Origin of the sequence: Streptomyces sp. NPDC050448 (assembly GCF_040655295.1) — a bacterium.
Taxonomy (GTDB): Bacteria; Actinomycetota; Actinomycetes; order Streptomycetales; family Streptomycetaceae; genus Streptomyces.
The window spans coordinates 1-25,936 of the sequence record NZ_JBFAJR010000025.1 but is presented as its reverse complement, the minus strand read 5'-3'; the positions used below and the strand labels follow the sequence as shown (position 1 = coordinate 25,936).

23 protein-coding genes, 4 tRNA genes and 1 pseudogene are annotated in these 25,936 nt (G+C 70.5%); 10 read left to right on the top strand and 18 right to left on the bottom strand.

Going from position 1 to position 25,936, the window contains the following annotated elements; all coding sequences use genetic code 11:
- Positions 1 to 121 precede the first annotated feature (121 nt).
- From AB0I68_RS26185 to AB0I68_RS26175, 3 genes are read right to left on the bottom strand one after another with little or no spacing between them, the layout of a single operon-like run.
- Positions 122 to 2,524 carry a molybdopterin cofactor-binding domain-containing protein gene (locus AB0I68_RS26185; RefSeq protein ID WP_363179809.1) on the bottom strand — a complete coding sequence of 801 codons (2,403 nt, stop codon included), beginning with the start codon at positions 2,522 to 2,524 and terminating at the stop codon, positions 122 to 124.
- A 2-nt stretch (positions 2,525 to 2,526) separates the two neighbouring features.
- Positions 2,527 to 3,162 carry a (2Fe-2S)-binding protein gene (locus AB0I68_RS26180; RefSeq protein WP_363179808.1) on the bottom strand — a complete coding sequence of 212 codons (636 nt, stop codon included), beginning with the start codon at positions 3,160 to 3,162 and terminating at the stop codon, positions 2,527 to 2,529.
- Positions 3,163 to 3,164: 2 nt separating this feature from the next.
- Complete coding sequence (locus AB0I68_RS26175; protein ID WP_363179807.1) at positions 3,165 to 4,061, bottom strand: xanthine dehydrogenase family protein subunit M; 897 nt, start codon at positions 4,059 to 4,061, stop codon at positions 3,165 to 3,167.
- Positions 4,062 to 4,314: 253 nt separating this feature from the next.
- Between AB0I68_RS26175 and AB0I68_RS26170 the strand changes: the two genes are divergently transcribed.
- On the top strand, positions 4,315 to 5,994 hold the full coding sequence (locus AB0I68_RS26170) for a PucR family transcriptional regulator ligand-binding domain-containing protein (protein WP_363179805.1): 1,680 nt from the start codon (positions 4,315 to 4,317) through the stop codon (positions 5,992 to 5,994).
- Positions 5,995 to 6,148: 154 nt separating this feature from the next.
- The gene (locus tag AB0I68_RS26165) at positions 6,149 to 6,925 is read left to right on the top strand and encodes a hypothetical protein (protein WP_363179804.1); all 777 of its coding nucleotides are present in this window, start codon (positions 6,149 to 6,151) and stop codon (positions 6,923 to 6,925) included.
- An 85-nt stretch (positions 6,926 to 7,010) separates the two neighbouring features.
- Here AB0I68_RS26165 and AB0I68_RS26160 read toward each other — a convergent pair whose 3' ends face one another.
- Positions 7,011 to 7,676 (bottom strand): GntR family transcriptional regulator, encoded by a 666-nt coding sequence (locus AB0I68_RS26160; protein WP_363179803.1) that lies wholly within the window; start codon positions 7,674 to 7,676, stop codon positions 7,011 to 7,013.
- Between the two features lie 141 nt (positions 7,677 to 7,817).
- Between AB0I68_RS26160 and AB0I68_RS26155 the strand changes: the two genes are divergently transcribed.
- Positions 7,818 to 8,669, top strand: coding sequence for a (2Fe-2S)-binding protein (locus AB0I68_RS26155; RefSeq protein WP_363179802.1), 852 nt, complete (start codon positions 7,818 to 7,820; stop codon positions 8,667 to 8,669).
- A 204-nt stretch (positions 8,670 to 8,873) separates the two neighbouring features.
- Positions 8,874 to 9,935, top strand: coding sequence for a DUF2637 domain-containing protein (locus AB0I68_RS26150; protein ID WP_363179801.1), 1,062 nt, complete (start codon positions 8,874 to 8,876; stop codon positions 9,933 to 9,935).
- A gap of 27 nt (positions 9,936 to 9,962) precedes the next feature.
- Here AB0I68_RS26150 and AB0I68_RS26145 read toward each other — a convergent pair whose 3' ends face one another.
- From AB0I68_RS26145 to tgmA, 5 genes and pseudogenes are all read right to left on the bottom strand, one after another.
- The gene (locus AB0I68_RS26145) at positions 9,963 to 10,394 is read right to left on the bottom strand and encodes an ATP-binding protein (RefSeq protein ID WP_363179800.1); all 432 of its coding nucleotides are present in this window, start codon (positions 10,392 to 10,394) and stop codon (positions 9,963 to 9,965) included.
- Between the two features lie 169 nt (positions 10,395 to 10,563).
- Positions 10,564 to 11,565, bottom strand: a pseudogene (locus AB0I68_RS26140) (thiamine pyrophosphate-dependent enzyme); the annotation flags it as partial.
- A 39-nt stretch (positions 11,566 to 11,604) separates the two neighbouring features.
- A complete protein-coding gene (tgmC, locus tag AB0I68_RS26135; RefSeq protein ID WP_363179799.1) occupies positions 11,605 to 12,732 on the bottom strand; it encodes an ATP-grasp peptide maturase system methyltransferase in 1,128 nt (375 codons plus the stop codon).
- A complete protein-coding gene (gene tgmB, locus AB0I68_RS26130; RefSeq protein WP_363179798.1) occupies positions 12,729 to 13,658 on the bottom strand; it encodes an ATP-grasp ribosomal peptide maturase in 930 nt (309 codons plus the stop codon). Before tgmB ends, tgmC begins: the two co-directional genes overlap by 4 nt.
- Before the next feature lie 17 nt (positions 13,659 to 13,675).
- Complete coding sequence (gene tgmA / locus AB0I68_RS26125) at positions 13,676 to 13,975, bottom strand: putative ATP-grasp-modified RiPP (protein WP_363179797.1); 300 nt, start codon at positions 13,973 to 13,975, stop codon at positions 13,676 to 13,678.
- Positions 13,976 to 15,163: 1,188 nt separating this feature from the next.
- Here tgmA and AB0I68_RS26120 point away from each other — a divergent pair.
- The 3 genes from AB0I68_RS26120 to AB0I68_RS26110 all read left to right on the top strand — a co-directional run bounded on the left by AB0I68_RS26120 (position 15,164) and on the right by AB0I68_RS26110 (position 16,770).
- Entirely contained in the window at positions 15,164 to 16,024 is an 861-nt protein-coding gene (locus tag AB0I68_RS26120) for a helix-turn-helix transcriptional regulator (RefSeq protein WP_363179796.1), read from the top strand.
- Positions 16,021 to 16,233 (top strand): DUF397 domain-containing protein, encoded by a 213-nt coding sequence (locus AB0I68_RS26115; protein WP_363179795.1) that lies wholly within the window; start codon positions 16,021 to 16,023, stop codon positions 16,231 to 16,233. The genes AB0I68_RS26120 and AB0I68_RS26115 overlap by 4 nt, the downstream gene beginning before the upstream one ends.
- Before the next feature lie 75 nt (positions 16,234 to 16,308).
- Complete coding sequence (locus AB0I68_RS26110; RefSeq protein ID WP_363179794.1) at positions 16,309 to 16,770, top strand: hypothetical protein; 462 nt, start codon at positions 16,309 to 16,311, stop codon at positions 16,768 to 16,770.
- Here AB0I68_RS26110 and AB0I68_RS26105 read toward each other — a convergent pair.
- The 9 genes from AB0I68_RS26105 to AB0I68_RS26065 form a co-directional block, all read right to left on the bottom strand.
- Positions 16,765 to 16,986 carry a hypothetical protein gene (locus AB0I68_RS26105; protein WP_363179793.1) on the bottom strand — a complete coding sequence of 74 codons (222 nt, stop codon included), beginning with the start codon at positions 16,984 to 16,986 and terminating at the stop codon, positions 16,765 to 16,767. The genes AB0I68_RS26110 and AB0I68_RS26105 overlap by 6 nt on opposite strands.
- Before the next feature lie 113 nt (positions 16,987 to 17,099).
- Positions 17,100 to 17,237 carry a hypothetical protein gene (locus tag AB0I68_RS26100; RefSeq protein WP_363179792.1) on the bottom strand — a complete coding sequence of 46 codons (138 nt, stop codon included), beginning with the start codon at positions 17,235 to 17,237 and terminating at the stop codon, positions 17,100 to 17,102.
- A 65-nt stretch (positions 17,238 to 17,302) separates the two neighbouring features.
- Positions 17,303 to 17,373 (bottom strand) — tRNA-Pro (locus AB0I68_RS26095).
- Positions 17,374 to 17,488: 115 nt separating this feature from the next.
- Positions 17,489 to 17,561: transfer RNA gene (locus AB0I68_RS26090), tRNA-Thr, on the bottom strand.
- 142 nt (positions 17,562 to 17,703) lie between these two features.
- Positions 17,704 to 17,776, bottom strand: a tRNA-Arg gene (locus AB0I68_RS26085).
- A gap of 233 nt (positions 17,777 to 18,009) precedes the next feature.
- A tRNA-OTHER gene (locus AB0I68_RS26080) sits at positions 18,010 to 18,120 on the bottom strand.
- A 507-nt stretch (positions 18,121 to 18,627) separates the two neighbouring features.
- Positions 18,628 to 20,196 carry a recombinase family protein gene (locus AB0I68_RS26075; RefSeq protein ID WP_363179791.1) on the bottom strand — a complete coding sequence of 523 codons (1,569 nt, stop codon included), beginning with the start codon at positions 20,194 to 20,196 and terminating at the stop codon, positions 18,628 to 18,630.
- Entirely contained in the window at positions 20,132 to 20,968 is an 837-nt protein-coding gene (locus AB0I68_RS26070) for a thiamine pyrophosphate-binding protein (RefSeq protein WP_363179790.1), read from the bottom strand. Before AB0I68_RS26070 ends, AB0I68_RS26075 begins: the two co-directional genes overlap by 65 nt.
- 61 nt (positions 20,969 to 21,029) lie before the next feature.
- Entirely contained in the window at positions 21,030 to 21,872 is an 843-nt protein-coding gene (locus AB0I68_RS26065; RefSeq protein ID WP_363179789.1) for a protein phosphatase 2C domain-containing protein, read from the bottom strand.
- A 1,424-nt stretch (positions 21,873 to 23,296) separates the two neighbouring features.
- Between AB0I68_RS26065 and AB0I68_RS26060 the strand changes: the two genes are divergently transcribed.
- From AB0I68_RS26060 to AB0I68_RS26050, 3 genes are all read left to right on the top strand, one after another.
- The gene (locus AB0I68_RS26060) at positions 23,297 to 23,854 is read left to right on the top strand and encodes a hypothetical protein (protein ID WP_363179788.1); all 558 of its coding nucleotides are present in this window, start codon (positions 23,297 to 23,299) and stop codon (positions 23,852 to 23,854) included.
- Positions 23,855 to 23,985: 131 nt separating this feature from the next.
- Complete coding sequence (locus AB0I68_RS26055; RefSeq protein WP_363179787.1) at positions 23,986 to 24,963, top strand: helix-turn-helix domain-containing protein; 978 nt, start codon at positions 23,986 to 23,988, stop codon at positions 24,961 to 24,963.
- A 24-nt stretch (positions 24,964 to 24,987) separates the two neighbouring features.
- Positions 24,988 to 25,470, top strand: coding sequence for a DUF456 domain-containing protein (locus tag AB0I68_RS26050; protein ID WP_363179786.1), 483 nt, complete (start codon positions 24,988 to 24,990; stop codon positions 25,468 to 25,470).
- Positions 25,471 to 25,936 lie beyond the last annotated feature (466 nt).

The window sequence follows — 25,936 nt, the reverse complement described above, 5'->3', positions numbered from 1 at the left end:
GGGTGGCGCCGGGGGGCTCCGGGGGCAGTGCGCGCCCCGGGCGGCGGCCGGCCGCCGGGGCCGCCGCGGGGGGGGCGGGGGGCCCGCCCGGCCCCCCCCCCCCCCCCCCCACCACGCCGCCCTAGAGGGTGCCGGTGAGGGCTTCCGGACGGATCGGCGTCTTGTTGATGTCCAGACCGGTCGCCGCCCGGATCGCCGCGATGACGGCCGGGGTGGACGAGAGGGTCGGGGCCTCGCCCATACCGCGCAGGCCGTAGGGGGCCTTCGGGTCGGCGAGCTCCAGGACGTCGACCGGGATGGTCGGGGTGTCGAGGATGGTCGGGATCAGGTAGTCCGTGAAGGAGGGGTTGCGCACCTTCGCGGTCTTCGGGTCCACGATGATCTCTTCCATGATCGCCACGCCGAGGCCCTGGGTGGTGCCACCCTGGATCTGGCCGACCACGGAGAGCATGTTCAGCGCCTTGCCGACGTCCTGGGCGGTCGCGAGCTCGACGACCTTGACGAGGCCGAGCTCGGTGTCCACCTCGACGACCGCACGGTGCGCGGCGAAGGTGTACTGGACATGGCCGTTGCCCTGGCCGGTGACCAGGTCGAAGGGCTCGGTCGCCGCGTGACGGAACTCGAGCTCGAGGTCGATGGCCTCGTCCTCGAGGATGTCGGCGATGTCCGCGAGGACCTCGCCGCCGTCGGTGACGACCTTGCCGCCTTCGAGCAGCAGTTCGGCGGTGGCCCACGCGGGGTGGTACGAGCCGTTCTTGCGGCGGCCGATCTCCAGGAGCGCCTCGCGGACGGCCTCACAGGTGTTCTTCACCGCGCCACCGGTCACGTACGTCTGCCGGGAGGCGGACGTGGAACCGGCGGAGCCGACCTGCGTGTCGGCCGGGTGGATGGTCACCTGCGTGACACCCAGCTCGGTACGGGCGATCTGCGTGTGGACGGTGATGCCGCCCTGGCCGACCTCCGCCATGGCCGTGTGGACCATCGCGACGGGCTCGCCGTTGATGACCTCGAGGCGCACGCGGGCGGTCGAGTAGTCGTCGAAGCCCTCGGAGAAGCCGACGTTCTTGATGCCGACCGCGTAGCCGACGCCGCGGACGACGCCTTCACCGTGGGTGGTGTTCGAGAGGCCACCGGGCAGCGCGCGGACGTCCGCGTTCTCGCCGGCGGTCTCCCACTGACGCTCGGGCGGCAGCGGACGGGCCTTGACCCGGCGCAGCAGCTCGGCGACCGGCGCCGGGGCGTCCACGACCTGGCCGGTCGGCATGACCGTGCCCATCTCCATGGCGTTCAGCTGGCGGAACTCGACCGGGTCCATGCCCAGCTTCGCCGCGAGCTTGTCCATCTGGGCCTCGTAGGCGAAGCAGGCCTGGACGGCGCCGAAGCCGCGCATCGCGCCGCAGGGCGGGTTGTTCGTGTAGAGCGCGATCGCCTCGATGTCCACGTCCTCCAGGACGTACGGACCCACCGAGAGGGAGGAGGCGTTGCCCACGACCGCCGGGGAGGCGGACGCGTACGCGCCGCCGTCCAGGACGATCTTGCACTTCATGTGCGTGAGCTTGCCGTCCTTGGTCGCGCCGTGCTCGTAGTACAGCTTCGCCGGGTGGCGGTGCACGTGACCGAAGAAGGACTCGAACCGGTTGTAGACGATCTTGACCGGCTTGTTCGTGGCCAGGGCCAGGAGGCAGGCGTGGATCTGCATCGAGATGTCCTCGCGGCCACCGAAGGCACCGCCGACGCCCGAGAGCGTCATGCGGACCTTCTCCGGCGGGAGGCCCAGGACCGGGGCGATCTGCCCGAGGTCCGAGTGCAGCCACTGGGTGGCGACGTAGAGCTCGACACCGCCGTCCTCGGACGGCACGGCCAGGCCGGACTCCGGGCCGAGGAAGGCCTGGTCCTGCATGCCGAAGGTGTACTCGCCCTCGACGATGACGTCGGCGCGCTTGCGGGCCTCTTCCACGTTGCCGCGGATGATCGGCTGGCGGTGCACGATGTTCGGGTGCGGGACGTGACCGATGTGGTGGTCCTCGCGGCCCTCGTGGATCAGCGGCGCGCCGGGGGCGAGGGCGGAGGCCTCGTCCGTGACGAGCGGCAGCTCACGGTAATCGATCTTGATCTTGGCGGCCGCGCGGCGGGCGGTCTCCGGGTGGTCGGCGGCCACGAGGGCGACCGGCTCACCGTGGTGACGTACCCGGCCGTTGGCGAGAACCGGGGTGTCCTGGATCTCGAGGCCGTAGTTCTTCATCTCGGCCGGCAGGTCGTCGTACGTCAGCACCGAGTACACGCCGGGCATGGCGAGCGCCTCGGAGATGTCGATGGAGACGATCTCGGCGTGGGCGACGGTGCTGCGCAGGGTCTGGCCCCAGAGCATGTCCTCGTGCCACATGTCCGAGGAGTACGCGAACTCACCGGTGACCTTGAGCGTGCCGTCCGGACGGAGGATGGACTCGCCGATGCCGCCCTTGTTGTGCTTCTGGGTGACGTTCGTCGGCGTACCGGCGGGCACGGTGCGGGTGTTCTGAGCCATGGTCAGACCGCCTCTCCCTGACGGGCGGCCGCGAGGCGGACCGCGTCGAGGATCTTCTCGTAGCCCGTGCAGCGGCAGAGGTTGCCGGACAGGGCCTCACGGATGTCCTGGTCGGACGGGGAGGAGTTCTCCTCCAGGAGCGCGTCCGCCTGGATGAGCAGACCCGGGGTGCAGAAACCGCACTGCACGGCGCCCGCGTCGATGAACGCCTGCTGGATGGCGGAGAGCTCTACGCCCTCGCCGGTCTGCGAGTCGCCCGCCCGCGAGCGGAGCTCGCTGCTGGGCCCGTGCGCCTGCCACTGCTTGGCCGCGTCCAGGGAGACGCCGCCCTTGCCGCCGCAGCCGCCGCCGGTGCCGCAGGCACCGCCGTGGCCGTGCTCGTCGCGCTGCTTGGAGAACTCCGCCAGGCCCTCGACGGTCACGACGTCGCGACCCTCGACCTGGCCGGCGGCCACCAGACAGGAACAGACCGGCACGCCGTCGAGACGGACGGTGCAGGAACCGCACTCTCCCTGCTCACAGGCGTTCTTCGAGCCGGGCAGGCCGAGGCGCTCGCGCAGGACGTAGAGGAGGGACTCGCCCTCCCAGACATCGTCGGCTTCCTGCTGACGGCCGTTGACAGTGAAATTGACGCGCATGATTACGCAGCCCCTTCAAGCGAGCGGCCGTTGCCGGTACCGCGGTACTGCTCCCAGGTCCAGACGAGCTGGCGGCGAGCCATGATGCCGACCGCGTGACGGCGGTACTTCGCCGTGCCGCGGACGTCGTCGATCGGGTTGGCCGCGCCGGAGGCGAGCTCACCGAACTGCTTGGCGATCGACGGGGTGACGACCTTGCCGGACTCCCAGAATCCGCCCTCTTCGAGCGCGGCGTTCAGGAACTCCTCGGCGGCCTTCGCACGGATCGGGGTCGGCGCGGCCGAACCGATGCCCGTGCGGATCGTGCGGGTCTCGGGGTGCAGCGCCAGACCGAACGCGCAGACGGCGATGACCATCGCGTTGCGGGAGCCGACCTTGGAGTACTGCTGGGGACCGTCCGCCTTCTTCACGTGGATGGTCTTGATGAGCTCGTCGGCGGCCAGCGCGTTGCGCTTGACGCCGGTGTAGAACTCGTCGATCGGGATCAGGCGGGAGCCGCGTACGGACTCCACCTCGACCTCGGCACCCGCCGCGAGCAGCGCGGGGTGGGAGTCGCCGGCCGGCGAGGCGCAACCGAGGTTGCCGCCGACGCCGCCGCGGTTGCGGATCTGCGGGGACGCGACCGTGTGCGAGGCGAGCGCGAGACCCGGGAGCTCCGTCCGGAGGTTCTCCATGATCTGCGTGTACGGGACGGAGGCGCCCAGACGAACCACGTCCTCGCCGACCTCCCACTCCCGCAGCAGGCCGATGCGGTTCAGGTCCAGGAGGTACTCCGGCCGACGGTGGTCGAAGTTGATCTCGACCATGATGTCGGTGCCACCCGCAATCGGCACAGCTGTGGGGAACTCGGCCTTAGCGGCGAGCGCCTCCTCCCAGCTGGCGGGGCGAAGGAAGTCCATGTGCGGCTCTCTTCTTCTTCATCGTGTCGTTCACTTCAAGCCAGGAGGCCCAGGGGCCCTCGACTGGTCGTTCACGTGCTGTTAATGCGGTGTGGAGCCAGTACACAAGCCGCGCGTCCCCGGGTGCAGTCACCGAAACCATGAAGGAGTTGGCTGGGGGCCTCCCTCGTCTTGTAGATTCGTATGAAAGGCAGGATGCAACGACCTGCCCGATTTCCAACGGCAACATTCGAGACAGATCGGCGGCGACACCATGCGGCTGCGCGCACTGCTGGAAACCGAGGCGCTGGGGCTGCGGCTGCTGGGCGGCGAGGACGAACTCGACCGGACGGTCCGCGGCGTCATGACGACCGACCTGAGGGATCCCAGCCGATACCTCACCGGGGGCGAACTCGTCCTCACCGGCCTGGCCTGGCGAAGAAATTCAGCCGACTCCGAGCCGTTCGTACGAATTCTGGCGAGCGCGGGCGTGGCGGGCCTCGCGGCCGGCGAGGCGGAGCTGGGAGACATCCCCGATGATCTCGTTTCAGCCTGTCGGCGCAACCGGCTGCCCTTGTTCGCTGTAAACGAAGACGTTGCATTCGCCACGATCACCGAGTACGTGGTGCGGCAGGTCTCCGGTGAGCGCGCGGGCGATCTCGCGGCCGTCGTGGACCGGCACCGCCGCCTGATGACCTCGGGCCCCGCAGGCGGTGGACCCGACGTGGTGCTCGATCTGCTCACCACCGACCTCGATCTGCGCGCCTGGGTGCTGTCCCCCACAGGCAGGCAGATCGCCGGAGCGGGAGAACCCCTGGCACCAGGCGTCTGTGCGGCCCTGGCCGGCGAGCACCTGGCGGCGGTCCGCACCGGGCGCAGGGGCCCGCACCGGATCTCCATCCAGGGTATTACCTACTCCCTGTTCCCGATCCGTGGCGCCGGGCGGGGCCCGGGCGGCCCCGGAGCCCGTGACGTGCGCGAGAGCGTGCTCTCGGACTGGCTGCTGGCCGTCGAGGCGGACGCCGGCGACTGGCCCGCCGAGCGGCTCGACCTGCTCCAGGGCGTGACCCAGCTGATCGCCGTCGAGCGGGACCGGCGCGACGCGGCCCGCACGGTGCGCCGCCGCCTCGCCCAGGAGGTGCTGGAGCTGGTCCAGACGGGCGCCGCGCCCGCCGAGATCGCCGCCCGCCTGCGGGTCGCGGCCCCGGTGCTGCTGCCCGGGCTGGGCACCGCCCCGCACTGGCAGGTCGTCGTGGCGCGGGTGGACTGGGAGGGCGGGGACATCCCCGGCGGCCCGGTGGCCCAGTCGCTGCTGGAGGAGATTCTGGTCGACCCGTCCGTCTCGGGGCCCGAGCCCTCGGACCGGATCGCCGTGGCCCATGCGGGTGACGAGGCCATCGCGCTCGTACCGCTGCCCGCGCTCCCTGGGGAGCCCGGCGAGGACAAGGGCCCGGACACCGCCCTGCACGCCGACGAGCTGCTCTCCGCCGTACGGGAACCCCTGCAGGCGGGCCTCGCCGACGACGGCCGGATCACCCTCGGCGTCAGCGCGGCCGTGCACTCCGCGGAGGGGCTGCGCGGGGCGCTGGAGGAGGCCCGGCACGCCCGCCGGGTCGCCGCGGCGCGCCCGGGCCGGGTCTGTGCGGCGGGCCACCACGAGCTGGCCTCGCACGTCCTGCTGCTGCCGTTCGTCCCGGACGACGTACGCCGTGCCTTCACGGCGCGCCTGCTGGACCCGCTGCGGGACTACGACCGCCGCCACCGCGCGGAGCTCATCCCGACGCTGGAGGCGTTCCTGGACTGCGACGGCTCGTGGACGCGATGCGCGACGCGGCTGCACCTGCACGTCAACACGCTGCGGTACCGGGTCGGGCGAATCGAGCAGTTGACGTCGCGTGACCTGTCGCGGCTGGAGGACAAGCTCGACTTCTTCCTGGCACTGCGGATGAGCTGAGCAGATCCGGCCAGGGACGGGGAGGGGCGCCTGACGCGGCGTCCGGACTTTGTGAAAGAGTTCACCCGACCCCTTGGCCGAAGCCGTCGATCCGTGCTCTCATTTCGGCCCAGGGCTCAACGACGTGCTGCTTGGTTGCTTTGGGGAGGGCAATGTGGCGGATACCGCCATGTCCGGTGCCGGATCTACCGGGGGAGACGACCCCCTCCAGCGGGCGATATGGCGGCTGCGCTCGCGCGGCTGTTGGACCGACGCGGCGGCCCTGCTGACGCCGCACCTGCACGATGCCGGCGCGGCCGTGCAGCGGACCGCGCTGCTGGTCGAGCGGTGCCTGTTCACCGGGCAGGGGTGGGCGGAGGCGGAGGACGCGCTGCGGGTCGCGGAGGCGGTGGCCCGGGACGACGACGAGCGGGGCGCGGCGGCCTGCGAGCGGGGGCAGCTGGCGTACGCGGCCACCGTGCTCGGGGTCCGCGACCGGTCGGACGAGGCCCGTTCGGCGCTGGGCCGGGCGGCGGCGCTGCTGTCCCCGGGGTCCCGGACGCGCCCGCTGCTGGACTTCCGCAGGGGCCTGGTCGCGGAACACCTGGCCGACGCCCCGCAGTCGGCGCGGCCGGCGTACCGGCGGGCGCACGCGGGGGCGCTGGCGCACGGGGACACGCTCCTCCTCTCCTTCACCTGGCGGCACCTGGCGGCGCTGGCGCTGCGGGACGGCGAGGTGGCGGAGGCCCGGAAGGGCTTCGCGGAGTCCCTCCGCATCCGGGAGGACCTGGGCTTCCTGATCGGCACGGCGCCGGCGCTGGCGGCCCTGGCCGAAGCCGAGCCGGAACCGGAGGCCGCCCGCCTCCGCGCGGAGGCCCGCCGCCTGTTCCACCTCCTGGGCGGCATCCCCACCTGGCTGGCCGACCAGCTCTACCCGGCCCCGGCCACCTGACCCCACGGGCCCCCAGCCCGGCCGGGCCAACCAGGCCCGCCGGGCGCAACGGCCCGGCATCCGGCATCCCTGCCCCCGGGCGGGGTCAGGTGCCGGTGAAGTGGTTGCGGATCAGGGGCTCGATGAGCGGGAGGTCGCCCGCGATCAGGGCCTCGAGCAGGGCCGAGTGCTCCGCCGCATCCGCGACGAGGTCCGCCCTCCGGACCCGCGGGGCGCCCGGCAGCGGCCACTGGGACCGGCGGTGGAGCTCCTCCGCGACCTGGACCAGCTGGTCGTTCCCGCCGAGCGAAAGGACCTCCCGGTGGAAGGCCCGGTCCGCATCCGCATAGCCCAAAAGGTCACCCGCCGCGGCGGCCTCGGCCGTGGCGGCCGCCGCCGGCCGCAGCGCCGCCCAGGCTTCCGCCGGGACCGTACGGGCCAGCCGCAGCATCACCGGGACCTCCAGCAGCGCGCGGACCTCCGCCAGCTCCGCCAGCACCCGCGGCGTACGCGACAGCACCCGGAAGCCCCGGTTCGGGAGGCATTCCACCGCCCCCTCCAGCGCCAGCTGCTGCATCGCCTCGCGCACGGGCGTCGCGGAGACGCCGAAGCGCTCTCCCAGGGCCGGCCCGGAGTAGATCTCCCCCGGCACCAGCTCCCCGTCGACGAGCGCGGCACGCAGCGCGTCGAGCACCTGTCCGCGCACCGAATGGCGCAGCACCTTCTGCGTCGGGATCAGCGCCGCCACCCTGACGTGGGCCGCTTCGTGCACTCGGTCCTCCTCTGGGTCTCGACCTGGGCCATCCAGAGAATAGGTGAATCGGTCCGGCAGATGCTGGTACAGGCCACCCGAGATCAGTTAAGGTAAGGCTTACCTTCGCCTCTCCCGACTGTGTGAATCGGTGGTTCAGCCATGCCCGACAGCTCCGTCGTCACCCTGCTCCCGGCCGGCTCTCCGGTGGCGGACGCGTACGCACGCCTGTCCGAGGCATACGGCAATCTGCGGGTCGTCGAGCGCGCCGCGCACGAGACCGCCCCTCGCGGTGTGGGGTGGGTCCGGGCGGATGCGCTCGCGGCGGGCGGAGCCGAGCTGGACGGCTACCTCGCCTGGGACGACGCCCAGGTCCTGCGGGACTACGGGCGCCAGGCCCGCCCCGACGTGGTGGCCACCTTCGGCCTGCACCGGTACGCCTGGCCCGCGTGCCTGCTGATCACCGCCCCCTGGTTCCTCCACCGGCGGGTGCCCCGGCTGTCTGCGCAGCACGTGGCCTTCCACCGGACCCAAGGCCGCATGAGCGTCCACGTCGAGTCCTTCGCCTGCCTGCCGGACGATCCGGCGGCCGCTCTCCCCGGGGCCCGTGTCGTGCCCGACGAGGAGGCGCTGCGCGGCGAGGTGCGGGCTGCGGTGGCCCAGCACCTCGAACCCCTCCTGGAAGGCTTCGGCCCGCGCATGCGGCGCGGCCGCCGCGCCCTGTGGGGCATGGTGACCGACGAGATCGTCTCGGGCGTCTGGCACCTCGGCAAGCTCGTGGGCGAGGAGCGCCGGGCCATGGCCGAGCTGGAGGCGCTGCTGCCCGGCACGACGGCCCCGTACACGGGGGGCGCGGGATTCCGTACGCTCTCCGGCCCGGGCGGCGAGCGGCTGCCCACCCGGGACCGGGCCAGCTGCTGCCTCTCCTACACGATCCGGCCCGAGGACACCTGCACCACCTGCATCCGCACCTGCGACGCGGACCGCATCGCCCGCCTCACTGCTGCCGCTTGACCTCTGAACCCACTCGTACGACTGACCATAATCGAACACAACTCGGTTCGTGCGAGCGGTAGTTCGAGTCGCAACACCCTATCCGGCGGGCCCCGCCCCCCGATGGCGTCCACTTGCCCCGAAACCCGCATGCCGGGTCGATCTCCTGCGTAACCATGGCTCCCGGAAGGCCGCACACGCGAGGCAGAGGCAAGGGACATCCGGATGAGACTGACCGACATATCGCTGGACTGGCTGCTGCCCGGCAGCCTGCTGATCCTGGGCGTACTTGCGGCAGTTGCGGTACTGGCGCGGGGCAAGCGGGAAGGCGAGAAGGCCGCGGCCGACGACACCTGGGAGCGCAGCGAGGAACGGCGGCGGCGCAAGGAAGCCGTCTACGGAACCGCCTCCTACGTCCTGCTGTTCTGCTGCGCGGCGGTGGCCGCCGCGCTCTCCTTCCACGGACTGGTCGGCTTCGGCCGGCAGAACCTCAACCTCTCCGGGGGCTGGGAGTACCTGGTCCCCTTCGGGCTCGACGGCGCCGCCATGTTCTGCTCGGTGCTCGCCGTCCGCGAGGCCAGCCACGGTGACGCGGCCCTCGGCTCCCGCATGCTGGTCTGGCTGTTCGCGGGCGCGGCCGCCTGGTTCAACTGGGTGCACGCGCCGCGCGGCGCCGGGCACGACGGGGCCCCGCAGTTCTTCTCCGGCATGTCGCTCTCGGCGGCCGTGCTCTTCGACCGCGCCCTCAAGCAGACCCGCCGGGCTGCGCTGCGCGAACAGGGCCTGATCCCGAGGCCGTTGCCGCAGATCCGGATGGTCCGCTGGCTGCGGGCCCCCCGAGAGACCTTCGGCGCCTGGTCGCTCATGCTGCTGGAGGGGGTCCGCACCCTCGACGAGGCCGTCGAGGAGGTGCGCGAGGACAAGCGCGAGCGGGAGCAGGACCGCCACCGCAGGCGCGACAAGAACCGGCTGGACCGGGCCCGCATCAAGGCCCTGGGCCGGCAGAACCGGGCGTTCGGGCGATCCCGCGCCCGCCAGGTCGACGTGCCGGGGCTGACCCCCGGGTCGGGCTCCGCGCCGGTCGGCGCGGAGCCGGCCATAGCGGAAACGGGACAGCTGCCCGCCCCACGCCGTCGGCCCTCCCTGCAGGCCGTGCACCGAACGGAGACCGCTGAGGTGACCGGCGCCCGGACGGTGGACCTCACCGCCGAGGACGACACCCAGACCATCCCCCGCCTCGACTCGCTCGAGCGTAAACTCAAGGATCTTGAGCAGCAGTTCGGCTGACCGCTGCACCCCGCAGGGCCCGCCCGGTCAGGCGGGCCCTGCGTCGTATGCACCGTCGTACGCCCGGTCGAGGGCGCCGTCCAGCTCGAACCACACCACCTTGCCACCGGCCTGGACCGGCGCGTCCACGCCCCAGGCGTCGGCGAGGGCCTGCACCAGCACCAGTCCCCGGCCGTGCGTACCGTCGTCGGCGGTCGGTACGTACGGCCGGGGCCGGCGCGAGGCGTGGTCCCGGACCTCCACCCTCAGCCGGTCCGCGGCGAGCCTCGCGGACACCTCCGCGCCCTGGTCGGTGTGGACGAGGGCATTGGTGACGAGCTCGGTGATCAGCAGCTCCGCCACCTCCGCGGTGTCGGCCGGACATCGGTGGCGCATCAACTCCCGTAACGCCCGGCGCACTTCGCCCACCGCCTTGAGATCCGCCCGGCGTACGCTCCGGGTGATCTCCAGGGCGTCCACCGCTCTCCCGTCCTCGACGGACGGTTCACGCGGTATGGGCCACCCTCTCCTCGACTGCTTCCCGGTCTTCGCCCCCACCCGCACGGCGATGTACCTCCCCCGTGTCCCACAGATCTCGAACTGGTCTACGGGATGCATGCCCGCCGGGGCAGTCCGCACTCCTGCGGGGTTATGGGCGCGGCACGTTGCGCAGGTTGGATCGAGCCATCTGGATCATCCTGCCCACCCCTCCGTCCAGCACGATCTTGCTGGCTGAAAGTGCGAAACCGGTCACCATCTCGGCACTGATCTTGGGTGGAATCGACAAGGCGTTGGGATCGGTCACCACGTCCACCAAGGCGGGTCCGTTGTGCCGGAACGCGTCCTTCAAAGCGCCGGTGAGCTGCTTGGGCTTCTCCACCCGGATCCCGAACGCGCCCGCCGCGCGCGTGATCGCCGCGAAATCCGTGTTGCGATTGGTCGTTCCGTACGAGGGCAGGCCGGAAACCAGCATCTCCAACTCGACCATTCCGAGGGATGAGTTGTTGAAGAGGACCACTTTGACGGGCAGGTCGTACTGCACCAGGGTGAGGAAATCTCCCATCAGCATCGAGAAACCACCGTCGCCCGACATCGACACCACTTGACGGCCGCGGTCGGTGAACTGTGCGCCGATGGCCTGCGGGAGGGCATTGGCCATGGAGCCGTGGCTGAAGGAGCCGATGATGCGCCGCTTGCCGTTCGGGGAAAGATAGCGTGCTGCCCATACGTTGCACATGCCCGTGTCGACTGTGAACACGGCATCCTCATTCGCGAGTTCGTCCAGCACCGAAGCCACGTACTCGGGGTGGATCGGGGTGTGCTTCTCCACCTTCCGCGTGTACGCCTTCACCACGCCTTCCAGGGCGTCCGCGTGCTTCTTCAGCATCCGGTCCAGGAAGCGGCGGTCCGTCTTGGCCTGCACCCGGGCGTTCAGGGCGCGCAGGGTCTCCCGTACGTCTCCCCAGACGGCGAGGTCCAGCTGCGAGCGGCGGCCGAGGTGTTCGGGCCGGATGTCCACCTGGACGATCTTCACGTCGTCGGGCAGGAAGGCGTTGTACGGGAAGTCCGTGCCGAGCAGGATCAGCAGATCGCACTCGTGCGTGGCCTCGTAGGCGGCGCCGTAGCCGAGCAGCCCGCTCATGCCGACGTCACAGCCATCCGAAGATGACCGGGGCTTCGTCGCCGATACCTACGCCGGCCAGCTGATCGTCTGGCTGTCCGGCGTTACCGTGATCTCAAATCGGTCCAGGTGCGGAGCTCCAGCCTGGCGCCACCGCGTGACGTGACCCTGGATGTCGTCCCAGACGCGCGCCGAACCCCCCTGACGGACCAGCCACTGACCGCCGTTCTGGCGAAGTGCGGCCCACGCGCCGGCTTCGACGTCGAGGAACACGTGTTCCGTACTGCCGTCACGGTCCAACGTGATGCGCTGAGTCCCGGATGCGGCAAGCTGGGCAACGAATCGGGTCTCCCAGTCGTCGAGGACGTCGGGGGCGAGCTTGGCGGGTTCCTCGTCGCCCTGGTCGAGATCGGGGAGGATGCCGAGCGGCGGAGGCGACTGGGGACGGGCAAGCATGAAGGAGACTTGGCCGCCGAGAAGCCGGCCAGAGGCTGTGCCGCCCTCATGAACCGTGAGCCTCGCAAGCTCGGACGAGTACATCCACCCGCCGAGAGTTGCGAGCACGGTTCCGCCCGGCCGCGTCTGCTCGACCCACGCCAACGGAATGGAGACGAGACCGCACGTGGCGATCACGCTGTCATAAGGCGCGCCGTCCGGGTATCCAAGCAGCCCGTCCCCCACGATCAGGTGCGGGTAGTAGTCGCACTGAGCCAATGCAGTTCCGGCACAGCCGGACACGCCTGCATCGACCTCCACGGAGGTAACTCGCTCATCCCCTAGGCGGTGACAGCCCAGGGCCGTGGAGTAGCCCGTGCCCGTCCCGATTTCGAGAACCCGACTGTCGTCCTCCACCCGGAGGTCTTCCCACATGCGGACGACCAGCCCCGGCATTGTGCTGGAGGACGTGGGAGCCCGCATGATTTCGCCCCGTAGGTCTCCCGGTACGATCGTGCCGGCGATCTGCGTGACGAGAGACTCGTCTTCGTAGCAGCGCTCCAGCCACCGCGGAGTTTTGGGCGTGATCGGCGACCAGGCCGTAGGCCCGTTTCCGTCGATCCTCTCGAAGAACCCGCCGCGGAGGAACTCATGTCGGGGTACGGACTCCACCGCGTCGCGCCAGGGCTGCGTGCGCAAATGCCCGCTGGTCGTCAACGTCTTCGCGAGCTGGAGCCGAAGCTCCTGCGCTACCTTGCTCATGTCGTCTTCCTCTCAAGCAGGTTCGCCATGGCCGACGTCATCGGCAGACCTGTTTCCGGCTCCAGCCATGCCCACTGACCGGAAGGGTTGCATTCGAGGAACCACCATTGCCCAACCTTGTCGATGGCGAAGTCGAATGCGCCGAAGACGAGCCCGAAGTGCTTGAGGTAGGCCCGGATCGAGTCCGTGGCGCCCGGCGGCAGCTCGACTACGGAGTACGTGAGCTTCTCGTAGTCGGTCCGCCAGTCCAGTAAGCCCGAGTCGATGCGGACGGCGAAGATCTGCTCTCCCATGACCGTCACCCGGACGTCGGCGGTCTTGTCGATGCAGCGCTGGAACAGGTGCGCCGTGCCGGACACGGAGTCGTCGATCTCGTCGGCCGTGACGGTTCGGACCGCAACCGTCGAAGACACTCCATCTAGTCGGTACAGCGGTGTCGCCAGGGGCTTATAGATCACCGACTGGTAGTACGAGATGAAGCTACGTGCCTCGCTCGGATCCGAGGTGATCAGCGTCGCCGGAACGTGGAATCCGCTACTGACTGCTGCGGCAAGACCCGAGGGCTTGAACTCCGCGTCACCGATTCGGTGCGGATGGTTGACGTACAGACAGCCAGGCAGGGATGCCATGACGCCTCCCAGCCCGTAGCGCGCCTGTGTGATGGCGAATCGCGCATCCTGCTCGTCCAAGGGCGGGAAGGCGAAGCCGGAGGGACGGCGGTAGTACATAGACCGGACTCTGGTGAGGTCCGCCGTGCGGGAAGGGGTCGTCAACGACCCCTGAATGCCGTGAGGCGTGATGTGCGCCGCGAAAGACAAGGTGGTGGGGAAGTCCCCAGAGTCGAACCGCACGACCGGGACACCCCGGTCGTGCAGCTCGTCAATCACCAGGTCCGCCGTGGGGTCGTCCAGATTGGTGACGACCATAACCGGACCCGTGTGGGTCACTGGTCCGTGTCGTTACCCGTGTCGGAGTCGCCGCCCCCGGCCTGCCCGTCGGACGGATTGCCGGTGTTCGTCGACGGATTCGTACCGCTGCTAGTGCCGTGCCCCGGCATCATCATCGGCTGGCCGGCCTGGTCGAAGTAGCGGCCGGTCTGCTTGACGGGGTCCAGCTCTACCCGCCCGTATCCGGGCGCCATCGCGGGATAGGGAGCCATCCGCCGCACGCCCCACGGAACAGGCGTGCTGATGCCGTTGGGGAGTGGCGTCCCCGCGGGGAGCCGGTCAGAGTGCACGAACATTTTCTACCTCCATGGTCAGTGGTGGTGAAGTGCGGTTGGTGCAGTTGGAATGCCCATCCCATGAAGGATGGGGGTTTGCCCGTCCCCGCCAAGGGCCCGTTCCTCGCCATGGCGGCTTGAGGTGGCGCAGCTCAGCGGGGACGGAGTCTAGGAAGTGCGCCCGGGGACCGGGATGCCCCGGACTTCGACGAGCGGAGGTGTCAGGTCGAGCGGGTACCCCTCAGGGGGGCGCACTGAGTAGAAGCGGATCCACTGCCGCAGATCCCTGCCCCACGTGGCGATGATGTACCCGCCGCCGGCCGTGGCGGGGATGGGCCGCAACGAGCCTGCGTGCCCCTGGTCGGCGTTGTGTACGGGGAGGAAGCACCGTGCCCACCGGGGCATAGGTCCGGCATAGCGGCCCGTCTCTCTGAGACATCGGCGCGCCGCCTCCACCTGATGTGGCTTCAGAAGCCCTAACGAGCCACAGATCCGCATGTCCGGCTTGACGACGGTCGGGAGAGTTGCCATTCGTGCCGTCCTTCGCTGCCACTTGGGAGCGGGCAGGACCCCGACCTCACCCGGTAAACCGGACCGAAGCCCTGCCGCCCCTCCGCCAATCGACCGCCCCAGCGGTCACCGGCGGGTCTAGGGGTGAGCTATCGGCCGCTCAAGTGCCGCTGCAAGCGCGTCCGCGTACTTCTCCGCGGCGACAAGGAACACCGACTCGTCCTCTTGGCGTTGGAGGTGGGCCGCTACGGCGGTCTCCAATTTCTCCTGGTATTCCGCACTGAAGCGGTAGCCGTCGGCGCTCATACGGAGGACTCGCCGTGCGGGTGGTTGCGGATCTCGTCCGATAGCTCTCTCGCACGTTTCGGGCTGTAAGTCGGAGACTTCGGGTTCATGGCGTCCAGGCGCTGACGGTCACACGACGTGCAGACTCCGCAACCTCGCGCCGGGCGGGGGTTGGGGAAGAGATCTTCAGCCCTCTCCACTAATGACGCATTCGGTTCGAACGACATAGGTCACCCCTCACCGCGACTGGTCCGCTACGCGCTGTGCTTGCAAACTCAGCGTGGCACTTGTAGGCACTCATTGCAACCACGCTGGCAAGAGTTGCAAAATTGCATATTCCAGCGCCCCATGGGGTCTTGAGTGTGGAAGCATTCGCCGTGGGCACTGACCGATCACCGACCCGGAGGGGGCTCCATGGGCGCACCACCCGTACGCCGTCGTCGCCTTGGCGCAGAGCTGCGCGCCCTGCGGGAGGCAAAGGGCCTGAAGCAGGATGCTGCCGCGGAGTGCATTGGCCCTCGATGGGACAACACGCGGGTCTCTAAGCTTGAGGGCGGCACGTTGGGCATCAAGGCTGACGAACTGGGCACGCTGCTCGACCTCTATGACGTCGTCGACCCGGTCAAGCGGGACGTCCTGTTGGCCCTGGCCCGCGCCGGCGCCCGCCGCGGATGGTGGCAGACGTACCGCGACATCATCTCCCCGGCTTACGCGGAGCTGATCAGCCTGGAGGCGGACGCGAGGAGCCTGCGGTCCTATCAGACGCTCCTGATCCCCGGGCTTCTTCAGACGGCCGCCTACGCCCGCGCGTCCATCTCGGCTATCAACTTGTCGTCCACCCCCGATCAGGTGAACGCATTGGTTGAGGTACGCCAGGCTCGTCAGGCGGTGCTGTCTCGCCCGGAGCCGCTGAAAGTGTGGGCGATCGTCCACGAGGCAGCCCTCCGGCCTACCTTCGCGGACCCGACGGTTATGCGGGACCAGTGCCAGCGGCTGCTCGACCTCGTGGCGCTCCCGCATGTCTCGATACAAATCCTCCCGCTGGACGCACCTCCGCATCCCGGCATGGCGGGTGCGTACTCGGTACTCGGGTTCCCTGAGTCCGCAGACCTTGACGTAGTTCTCGTGGAGCACCTGGCCAGTGCGCTGTACGTTGAGGATGCCGCCGACGTGTTGGTCTACGGTGCCGCGTTTGACGCCCTCCGCGCTCACGCGCTGCCGTTCGATAAGTCGGCCGACCTCACCGCAAGAATCAAGCAGGAGTACGCCAGATGACCATCATCACCAACGCCTCCACCCACGGACTCACGTGGACCAAGTCCAGCCACAGCGACGGCGGGAACAACTGCATCGAGGTTGCGGCGGGACAGCTCCCCGGCGTCATGCCCGTGCGCGACTCGAAGGTCCCCGCCGGCCCGGCGGTCGTCTTCGGTGACTCGTCCTGGGGCATCTTCGTCGACGCCGTCAAGGTCGGTCAGCTCTAAGTACACGCACTGAACCCACAGCGCCCGCTTCCGACGCGCTCGGGGGTGGGCGTTGCTGTGCCCGAAGGAGGAAACATGAGCCATCTCGGAGACGATCTGACCGCGATGTGGAATGCCGTCGGATGGGACGCTTGGGGGCGTGAGGGCGGCCTCTGGACGGGCGATGCGGCGCCGATGCGTGATCACTTGATGGGCGGCAACGCCTTAGCCCGGGGCCACAACGACGCTGCGGAGGTGTGGCTCAAACACGGCGCGGCCCGGGGGCACCCTGGCGCCGTCTTCCGCCTGGCCCTCGTCTACCTGCGGGCCGGCACGACGAGTAAGGACAAGACGGCTATTGAGGCTCTGGACCGTGCCGCCGCACTCGGGCACGGCGACGCAGAGCGGATCATGTGCGCGTGGGACTTCTACTCAGACGGGTACCCCAGCCTTGATAGGGCATGCGCCCTCATCTTTGAAGCCGCCGACAACGCACAAGACCCCGCCTTCGCGGCGGAGGTGGCTTACCGACTCACTGAACTTCTGTCCCCCTCATGACGGCGGGCCCTTCCCCGGCCACACGTCCGGCCCTCCCCCGCGCCACTCGATGAGCGGGAAGACGGCCACCTCCTCCGGCTCGAGCTCGAGCCCCGCGCGGCGCAGGAACTCCGCCACGTCTCGCAAGCCAAACGCCAAGCCGAGGGTCTCGGCGTTGATGTGCACGCGTCGGCCGCCGGCCTCGTCTGGCGGGTGGACAACTATGCGGGGGCTCATGCCGTTAGCGTGCTCTAGGGTGACGACATCGACGAGGCGGGAGGGCCGATCGGGTGACGTCCCGGAAACGCAGAAAGCCCCCGCCGGGGGATCCGACGGGGGCTCTCGGTTGGTCAGTCTTCGCTGACCTCGTGGTCATCCATGGCCATGAGGACAGCAGTCAGGCCTTCCTGCGTGATCTTGCGGGTGTACTCGACGTCGTCACCCTCGTCGCTGACGTAGACGAGGGTCAGTTCCACCGTGTCACTCATGATCTCTCCTCACACGCCGGCAGTGCGGCGGTTCCTGTAGCGAACGGTGCACTCCCGCATGTCAACGAGGACGGCGCGGATCGAACGCGCGGCCACCCGCTCCCAAAGCGGGCGCTCTACCTCTGAGCTACGTCCCGTCGTCCGAGCCCACAAGGCCCGAGTGTTGGCCGTCGCGCCACGGTGGCAGCACCGAAGCCACGGCCGCTGTTCGCAGGGACGTGCGCAAGCGCATTTGGTATGCGGTCCAGCAGAGCCCCCGGCAGGATTCGAACCTGCGACGTCCGCTTTACGAGAGCGGCGCTCTTCCAACTGAGCTACGGGGGCGGTGTGCCGCCCCCCGCCGGGGATCGGCACGACGGTTACGCCGAGCCTCCGCGGGGTGACTGACGATTCCTGCGGGTCCGGCGGAAGTTCAGGCCGCGTTGCGCGTCAGAGGCAACCAACCACGGCGTCCGTCTCGCCGTTGTGATCTCGGAAGGTCTCGAACCTCCGTCCTCCGCATCCGTAGTACGGCGCTCTGTCCACTGAGCTACGAGATCAAGGCACAGTACTCGTGGCGTGTATTTCTGGGCCGGTTACCCGGTCACGCCGCCCGCGCTGTGCCACGCGTCCCGCGGCTGAGCCGGGACTCGAACCCGGTCGCTTCCCCTCGTCGGGGCGCACATCCCTTGTGCGTCACAGCCGTACCGCATGGTTCCCGGTATACCCCGGGTCACCGTGCGGCCTTACCTAGCGACTCAGTGGCCCTGGAGGGCGGGTGAGCCGTCGTGCGTGGACGTGGTGGGATTCGAACCCACGGCGCGTAACCCGTTGCCTGTCTGACGGCGGGACCGCGTCTAGTCAGTGTCACCCTTAGGCCTGATTACGACTCGGGCACACGTCCACCCCCGCCGTCCGCCCCCTGGACGTCGACGGGAAGTCTTGGGACAGACCGACGCCGCTCGACCGCGCGTCTACCCGGAGGAGAGTGCGGGGAGCGCAGGAGCGGCGCCGGCCGTCAGAGGGAGCGGGCCGTCCGCCAGTCGCGACGGTCGCCGATCTTCCCTCTACTACTGTTATGGGGGAAGGCCAGTACTGGGGTTCGGCCGCCTCCCTCCGCCCCGGTGTGCGAAGTTGCAAACTAGACCCCTTTTTCCATTTCTTCTAACACGCGTTAAGGAGTTATAGAAATAAGGGGTTGGTTTGACGTTTTGCGCACCCGGACGGATCCGGCCAGCACTCACCGTTAACAAGACGGACTCCGTCGTGACGGAGTGCAGTTGCCTACAGGCATCCTGTGGATAACTTAAGGTTCGCCAGGACGTGGAGGCGGCGCACGACGGTACGAGCGAGACGCGCATTCGACCGTCGTGACCTCTTGCCGCCCAGATAGCCGTTATCAACTTGTTACCTATAGGGCGGCCTGATGGGCCGCATCCTCTAGCGCGTCTTGCTCCGGGTCGACGTGATTCGGCGTCACGAGGTCGAAACTCAGGCGTGCAGTGACGTCGCGCGCCCCGCGGTACGTCTGTCCCACCGTCACAACTGCGCCGACGCCCGCCAGCATGTCCCGGCATGCCTCCACATCCTTGCGGCCCTTTGCCTGCCGCCATGCGTCCGCGTACGTGACCCCCGTGCGCACCTCCTCCGTCCGGGCGGGGACAACAGGCTGTGCCTGGAGGCGCTCCAGCTTGTCCGAGCGGCCCTGGACTTGACGGGCGACGGCTGTGGCAGCATGGCCGCGGAGGTTGGCCAGTTGGCCGGCGAGGTTCTCGATATCCGACTCAAGCTCCTTGATCTCAGGGCGGTGGTCGATACCGGGGATAACGATGGTCTCGACGAGTTCAAAGCGGCTGAACCGGTCCAGGAACTGCGCTTCGACATAGTCGTCAACCGGGTCCGCGGATACGTAAGCCGGCTTGGCGCACGTGCGGCCGTGGGCTTTGGCGGCACACCTGTACTGCCGCTTCGCCACCTTGCGGTTGGGTCCAGGGGACATCCAGCCCTGGTACAGCTTGCCCCCGCAGGTGCCACAGAAGAGAATTCCGAGCAGCGGGTGTGCGTCGCTCTTGTTGCGCTCCGACTCAGGCCTGTCTCGGCTGTCCATTTCCGCCTGAAGACGACGCCAGGTGACATCGTCGACGAGGACAGGGCCGATCTTCACCGGTTCGCCGTCAGCGTCCCGGACGGCTTCCCCCTTCAATGTGCCCCATCCGCGAAGCGAAGGCTGTCGAAGGAGAGAGCTGACCATCCCGGGATTCCACCGCTCTTCCGGCTTGACAGGCTTGGGAGGGTGCGCCTGTTCCCGTCGGTGGTTTGCCGGCGTCTTACCGGGATGCTTCTGGTTTAGCCACGCTGCAACAGCGTGATAGCTCTTTTTATCGAGAACCAGCCGAACCATGTTGTCAATGATCTCGGCCGAATCGTCGTGCTTACCGAGCCACCAGCCATCCTCTTCCGTCGGGTGCGGAACCGGGATGCGGCCGAACGGAATCCGCCCTCCGCTCCATCGGCCGACGCCACGCAGGTACTCGCTGGCACCCTGAGTGCGCTCCTGGATCGCCTGCACCTCCATCTGCGCGGCGAACGCGAGAATCATCAGGATGAGCTCAGACATGGGCGACGTCATGTCCAGCTCCAGGCGCCCACCTCCGGGGCCCTCTGCGAAGATCAGCCGTTTCCGGTTGTCCCGTGCCCATCCGGCGAGCCACGCCATGTCACGCATGGAGCGCACCGCGCGGTCCAGACGCCACCATGCGATTGCGTCGTACTCCTCCGGACGCTCCAGCCACTTGCCAAGTTCTGGACGGTCCTTGGGCGCTACCTTCGCGGCGCTGACGTCCGGATCGTCAGCCCAGTCGATGACCTCGCCACCGATCGACTTCGCGACGGTCTCAATGGCAATACCCTGACGGTCAAACGAGGTTGAGTTGTCGGTCACCCGACTGAGGCGCCGTGCCCCAAGTACCCGCGTGGTCATGGGAGTCAGCATACATGCGCAGGTATCCCGTGTACGGGTTGTCGTACTGGATCCACTCCTTGCCGCGCAGGGCGTGCCCGACGGGTGCCTTGACCCGGCCCGCGAACTCCATGACCTCGGGGTGCGCCCCGGCGGTGCCGCTGCCGCAGAACAGCGTGATCCTGTCGGCCTCGTCGATCAGCCGGACCAGCTTCTCGATCTCCCCGTCACCGGGGCGCACGGTCGGCCGCGCGGTCACGAGCGCGTGCTCGATGCTCTTCTCCGGGGCCGGGAGGGAGGCGATGTCGCCGGGCAGCGAGATCACGCCGACGCCGCTGCGGCCGATGGCGTGCTGGATGGCGCTCTGGAGCACCCGCGGCATCTGCCGCGGGTTGGAGATCAGCTCGCTGTAGTGGCTGCACTCGGTGAACAGCCGGTCGGGGTGGGTCTCCTGGAAGTAGCCGAGGCCGATCTCGCCGGAGGGGATGTGGGAGGCGAGCGCGAGCACCGGGGCCATCGAGCGGTGGGCGTCGTACAGGCCGTTGATCAGGTGCAGGTTGCCGGGGCCGCAGGAGCCTGCGCAGGCCGCGAGCCGGCCGGTGATCTGGGCCTCGGCCCCGGCCGCGAAGGCCGCCGTCTCCTCGTGCCGGACCTGGATCCATTCGATGCCGTCCGTCCGGCGGATGGCGTCGACGACCGGGTTCAGGCTGTCGCCGACGACTCCGTACATCCGGCGCACGCCGGCGCGTACGAGGATGTCGACGAACTGCTCGGCCACGTTCTGCTTGGCCATGGAGGGGCACCCTTTCCGTTGCCTGCCGTGTGCGCCTTCCATCCATGCACGTTCCGCCCGGTTACGCCTCCCAGACTGCGGCGGCCGTCCGGTCGTCGGCGTAGCCCTTGAGCCGGAGCTGGGTGTCCGCGAGGAAGGCCGCCAGGCCGGGGGGTTCCGCGTCGGCCCAGCGTGCCGCGAGTTCGGCCGAAAGGAGGCCCTCCTCCCGCATGGGGTCCGCGAGGCCGCCGGAGCAGAGCAGCAGGGCGTCCCCGGGCTGCGCCACGGTGGCCCGGAAGCGGAAGCCGTCGCCTCCCGGCTCGCTCGGCTCCGCCGACTCCAGGTCCTGCCACGCGCCGCCCCGCAGCCGGAACAGCCCGCCCGCGCCCGCGCCGAAGCAGACCCGGGTCTTGCACTCCGGATCGGTGGGGAGCAGCAGCACCCGCAGGCCGGCGGTGTACGCGTCCTCCGGGAGCCTGAGCTCGGCGGCATGGGCCCGCAGCCGGCCGTAGCCCCGGTCGGTGAGCCGCTGGAGCCCGGAGCGCAGGGCGTCGCGCCGGCCTGCGCGGATGTCGTCGGCCAGCCGCTCCCGGCTCCGGCCGACGGTCGACGCGATCCAGCGGCACAGCTCGACCGCGGCTTCGGCGGCTCCGGGGGCGGCCCGGTCGCCGCCCGCGAGGGCCACGAGGACGAGGGCGTCGTCGCCGGTGCCGAAGCGGGCGGTCAGCAGGAAATCCCGACGGGCCTCGCCGCGGAACCGGGCGGAGTCCCCGCGCACGGAGGTGGCGCGCAGGGTGTACGTCCCGTGCCGGGCCCCCTCGAGGACGGTGTCGGGCACGAGTTCGTCGAGCGCGCCCGGATCGGCCAGGGGCAAGGCCCCGGGCTCGGCGGCATAGGTGGGCGCCCGGTCCCCCAGGTACCCCACGACGGGCCGCTCCCCACCCCGGGCAACGGCTTCAGCCCCGAGCCCGGCCCCACTCCCGGCAACGGGAGGCCAGGCGTCGGCGTCGGCGTCGGCACCGGCACCGGCACCGGCGACGGACCAGGACGCACCGGCAGCACCGGCGCCGGCATCCTCCCGGCCTCCGGGCCCCGCCCCTGCCCCCGCATCGAGTCCGGCACCGGGCTGGGCCGCGGTCAGGGGCGACGGCTCGGCGCTGGACCGCGCGGTGTCGGCATCCGGCATGGCACCCGGTGCGCCGTCGGAGGCGGGCGGCGGCTCGGCGGCGGGCCGGGTTCCCGGGCCGGATCCCGTTTCCGGTCCGGGTCCGCGCTTCGCTGCCGCGTCGGGCCGCGGGCCGGCTCCCGGGTCCGACCAGGACCCGGGCTCGGCGGCCGAACGAGCCCGGGGCAGTCCGCCGGGCCCGGATCCGCCGGGGGCATCTGCTCCGGGGCCCGAGCGCGAGCCGGGCCCGGCCGAGGCGTCGGGCCGGGGTCCGGTGCCGTCCCCGGGACCCGGCCATGTGCCGGTGGCCGCACCCGGCCCGGGCTCGGCACCGGTTCCGGTTCCGGAGCCGGTGCCGGAGCCGGAGCCGGTGCCGAGCCACGTGCCCGCCCCGGGCGCGGCAGCGCCGTCCGTGTCGGATCGGGGCGCAGGTCCCGCCGAAGCCCCGGACCACGGTCCCGTCCGGGGCGTTGCTCCGGGCCGTGGTTCCGGGGCGGTGCCGGGTCCGGGGCCCGGGTCCCGCCCGGGGGTGGGCCAGGAGCCGGAGGTCCGCTCGGGGGTGGTGTCGGGGGGTGTTTCTTGGGTCGGGGGCTCGGGCGGGGTGCCGCGGGGGACGCCCCGGCGCCAGACCGGCAGTTCGGGCGGTTCCTCCGGGAGCGCGGGGGGCACGGTCACACTGCCGAGGCCGTATCCGGTCGCGCCGGGTTCGCGGGGGTCACGGGGTGGCGGCGGCTCCGGGGCGGCCTCCCGGCGCGGCCCCGGCAGCACGCCGTGCGGCGGCGCCCCGGGCGGCACCGTCCCCGGCGGGACGGCACCCGGGGGCGACCCCGGGGGCACGGCACCCGGCGGGACGGCACCCGGCGGCACGGGCGGCACGGCACTGCGCGGCGGCCCCTGTGGCGCCGGTGGCAGGCCGGGCGGCGGCGCCGCGTCCGGTGGGGAGCCCCGTCGGGATGTCACCACCGACGCCGAGTGGAAACGGCTCTCCAGCGTGTCCCCCGGGTCCGGGACCGGTCCGGCGTCCGGGTCCTCGTACAGCTTCTGCCACCAGTCGTCCGCGCCCTGCTGACTCATGGGCTCATTCTCGGCCCCCCACAGCGGCAGAAGACGCCGAATACGCGAAAAGGGGTCCACCGGGCCGCCGCCCGGTGGACCCCTTCCGTATCCCTCGTACGACTTATCGAATGTCGTACGCCCGCGCGACCGTCTGGGTGACGGCAGCGCCGTTCGTGTCGGTGAGCTCGGCCTTCGGCGTCACCTGCCGGCCGGCGTCGGCTCCCGCGTGGCCGACGACCGCCGACCAACCGGCCGCCACGCTCGGCAACCTCGGCCTTTCCGGCGACGAGGGCCTTGACCGCGCTCTCGGGGTAGACGTACAGGTCTTTGCCGCTCTGGCGGTCCGCACGAGCGGCTGCGCGCCGTCGCCCCGCGGCATCGCGGTGGCGGGTGCGGCCGGCCGGGTCGGTGGACACCAGGATCCGGTCGCCGGTGACCAAGGTCGCGGTGACGGGGCCCGTGGGTTGCTTTCCGGCCGCCCCGCTCCCGGCGATCGGTCTCTTCCCCGCTCCTCCGGGCGCTCCGTCGATCGGCTGCGCCGCCGACGGGCCGATGGCGGTGACGGCCAGGACGGCCGTGGTCGACGCTCGCAACGCCGTGCGCGATATCGGGTGCATCGCTCTCTCCAGGTGAATTCCGGCCAACTGCTGCATTGCGCGGCAAAGCTGCGCGCAAGTGGCTTCTGACCGGCGGATGTTGGTGCTGCGGTGGCGTCACCTTGGCAGAGGGCCGGGGGGTGCGGCGATGATGTTCGCGGCGGGTTTGCGCCGTGGCCGCTTCCCGCCAGGAACGGCGTCGAGAGGGATGGGTGGACCGGTTGCTGAATGCGATAGGCCTGGACGAGGGCCAGGAGTCGGCGTACCGCGCGCTGGTGGCGCTGGGGGCGGCGGAGGCGGCGGACCTCGCGCACCGGCTGACGCTGCCGGTGCCTCAGACCGAGCGGGCCCTGCGGCACCTGGAGCGCCACGGCCTGGCGGCGCAGTCCTCGACCCGGCCGGGGCGCTGGGTGGCGGCCCCGCCGGGGGTGGCGCTGGGGGCGCTGCTGACGCGGCAGCGGCACGAGCTGGAGCAGGCGGAGCTGGCGGCGGCGCTGCTGGCGCAGGAGTACCGGGCGGAGGCCGCCGAGCCGGCGGTGCACGACCTGGTGGAGGTGGTGACGGGCGCACGCGCGGTGGCGCACCGCTTCCACCAGCTCCAACTGGGCGCGGTGGAGGAGGTGTGCGCGCTGGTCAGCGGGCGGCCCCAGGTGGTGACCGGGAGGGAGAACGAGGCGGAGGAGCGGGCCGCCGTACGGGGTGTCGAGTACCGGGTGGTGATCGAGCGGGAGGTACTGGCCCTGCCGACGGGGGTCAGGGAAGCGTCGACGGCGCTCGCGCGGGGCGAACGGGTCCGGGTGACGGCGGAGGTTCCGACGAAGCTGGTGATCGCTGACCGGTCGCTGGCGATGGTCCCGCTGACGGCGCGCGGGGCGGAGCCGGCGGCTCTGGTGGTGCACGCGTCGGGGCTGCTGGAGTCCCTGATGGGCCTCTTCGAGGCGGTGTGGCGGGAGGCTTTGCCGCTGCGGCTGGGGGTGACGGGGGCGGCGGAGGAGTCGGGGGGCGTGCCCGACACCACGGACCTGGAGATCCTGACACTGCTGCTGGCCGGCATGACGGACGCGAGCGTGGCGAAGCACCTGGAGCTGGGGCTGCGGACGGTGCAGCGGCGGGTCAAGGGCCTGATGGAGCTGTGCGGGGTCACGACCCGGCTCCAGTTGGGCTGGCATGCGTACGAGCGGGGCTGGGTGGCCCGATAGCCCCCGGTCGGTCAGGCTTGGCAGATGGATCTGCCTCAGCTGCTTCTGGTGGGGCTGGTACTGCTGCTCGGGGTGCTCGGGGTGCTGACCCCGGGTGTTCCGGGGACCTGGCTGGTCTGGGCGGGCGTGCTGTGGTGGTCGCTGAACGAGCGGTCGGCGCTGGCGTGGTCGCTGCTGGTCTCGGCGACGGCGCTGCTGCTGGTGGTCCAGGTGATCGAGTGGCAGCTGCCGCCGAGGCGGCTGCGGGGGGTGGGGGTCACCCCCCGGATGGCGGTGTACGCGGGCGGGGGCGCGCTCCTCGGCTTCGTGCTGCTGCCGGTGCTGGGGGCGGTTCCGGGGTTCGTGGGGGGCATCTACCTGTGCGAGCGGCTGCGGCTGGGTACGCACGGCGAGGCCTGGGCCTCGGTGCGGGCGGTGATGCGGGCGGTGGGGACGAGCGTATTGGTGGAGCTGCTCGCGTGCCTGATGGTGGTGGGCGCGTGGGTCGGGGCGGTACTGGTCAGCTGACCGGGCACCGTGGCGTGATCCCGGACGGCGCGTCCGCTGCGCGGCGAGAACGGCACCGGGGCCGGGCACGGGCCGGAGCCGGACGGCGCTCGGGGGGGACCCGGTGGGGGCACGGTCGGTCACCGAGGCGGCGGGCACGGCACCTCGCCGGTGTTCACGGCCCAGGCTGTGTTCGACAACTGGCGCCGGGCGCCCGCAGGGCGTGGCCCGCGGCGTCTGGTGCCGTGCACCGCAAGGCGGGGGGCGCCCTCGTACCGGACGTACTCGGCGAGCCCGACAACGCTGAAGACATCTCCCAGCGGTAGCCGGGGGAACGCCGCGGGCCAGGCGCCAGTTCTGGAATACGGGCCTAGGGGGTGTCCGGCGGATCAGGCCGGATAGCCCGGGTCGTCTGGTGCCGTGGATTGCAAGGCGGAGGAGGGAGCCAATGCGGTGGGGGCACCTCCCAGCGGTAGCTGGGGGATAT

Bases quoted from the DNA above. Each gene is read 5' to 3' on its own strand.
- AB0I68_RS26060 (WP_363179788.1), top strand. From the start codon at position 23,297: ATGTCGTACGCCCGCGCGACCGTCTGGGTGACGGCAGCGCCGTTCGTG.
- AB0I68_RS26170 (WP_363179805.1), top strand. From the start codon at position 4,315: ATGCGGCTGCGCGCACTGCTGGAAACCGAGGCGCTGGGGCTGCGGCTG.
- tgmB (WP_363179798.1), bottom strand. From the start codon at position 13,658: ATGGTCGTCACCAATCTGGACGACCCCACGGCGGACCTGGTGATTGAC.
- AB0I68_RS26120 (WP_363179796.1), top strand. From the start codon at position 15,164: ATGGGCGCACCACCCGTACGCCGTCGTCGCCTTGGCGCAGAGCTGCGC.
- AB0I68_RS26110 (WP_363179794.1), top strand. From the start codon at position 16,309: ATGAGCCATCTCGGAGACGATCTGACCGCGATGTGGAATGCCGTCGGA.
- AB0I68_RS26175 (WP_363179807.1), bottom strand. From the start codon at position 4,061: ATGGACTTCCTTCGCCCCGCCAGCTGGGAGGAGGCGCTCGCCGCTAAG.
- AB0I68_RS26100 (WP_363179792.1), bottom strand. From the start codon at position 17,237: ATGAGTGACACGGTGGAACTGACCCTCGTCTACGTCAGCGACGAGGGT.
- tgmA (WP_363179797.1), bottom strand. From the start codon at position 13,975: ATGTTCGTGCACTCTGACCGGCTCCCCGCGGGGACGCCACTCCCCAAC.
- AB0I68_RS26105 (WP_363179793.1), bottom strand. From the start codon at position 16,986: ATGAGCCCCCGCATAGTTGTCCACCCGCCAGACGAGGCCGGCGGCCGA.
- AB0I68_RS26185 (WP_363179809.1), bottom strand. From the start codon at position 2,524: ATGGCTCAGAACACCCGCACCGTGCCCGCCGGTACGCCGACGAACGTC.
- AB0I68_RS26050 (WP_363179786.1), top strand. From the start codon at position 24,988: ATGGATCTGCCTCAGCTGCTTCTGGTGGGGCTGGTACTGCTGCTCGGG.
- tgmC (WP_363179799.1), bottom strand. From the start codon at position 12,732: ATGAGCAAGGTAGCGCAGGAGCTTCGGCTCCAGCTCGCGAAGACGTTG.
- AB0I68_RS26155 (WP_363179802.1), top strand. From the start codon at position 7,818: ATGCCCGACAGCTCCGTCGTCACCCTGCTCCCGGCCGGCTCTCCGGTG.
- AB0I68_RS26070 (WP_363179790.1), bottom strand. From the start codon at position 20,968: ATGGCCAAGCAGAACGTGGCCGAGCAGTTCGTCGACATCCTCGTACGC.
- AB0I68_RS26115 (WP_363179795.1), top strand. From the start codon at position 16,021: ATGACCATCATCACCAACGCCTCCACCCACGGACTCACGTGGACCAAG.
- AB0I68_RS26150 (WP_363179801.1), top strand. From the start codon at position 8,874: ATGAGACTGACCGACATATCGCTGGACTGGCTGCTGCCCGGCAGCCTG.
- AB0I68_RS26075 (WP_363179791.1), bottom strand. From the start codon at position 20,196: ATGACCACGCGGGTACTTGGGGCACGGCGCCTCAGTCGGGTGACCGAC.
- AB0I68_RS26180 (WP_363179808.1), bottom strand. From the start codon at position 3,162: ATGCGCGTCAATTTCACTGTCAACGGCCGTCAGCAGGAAGCCGACGAT.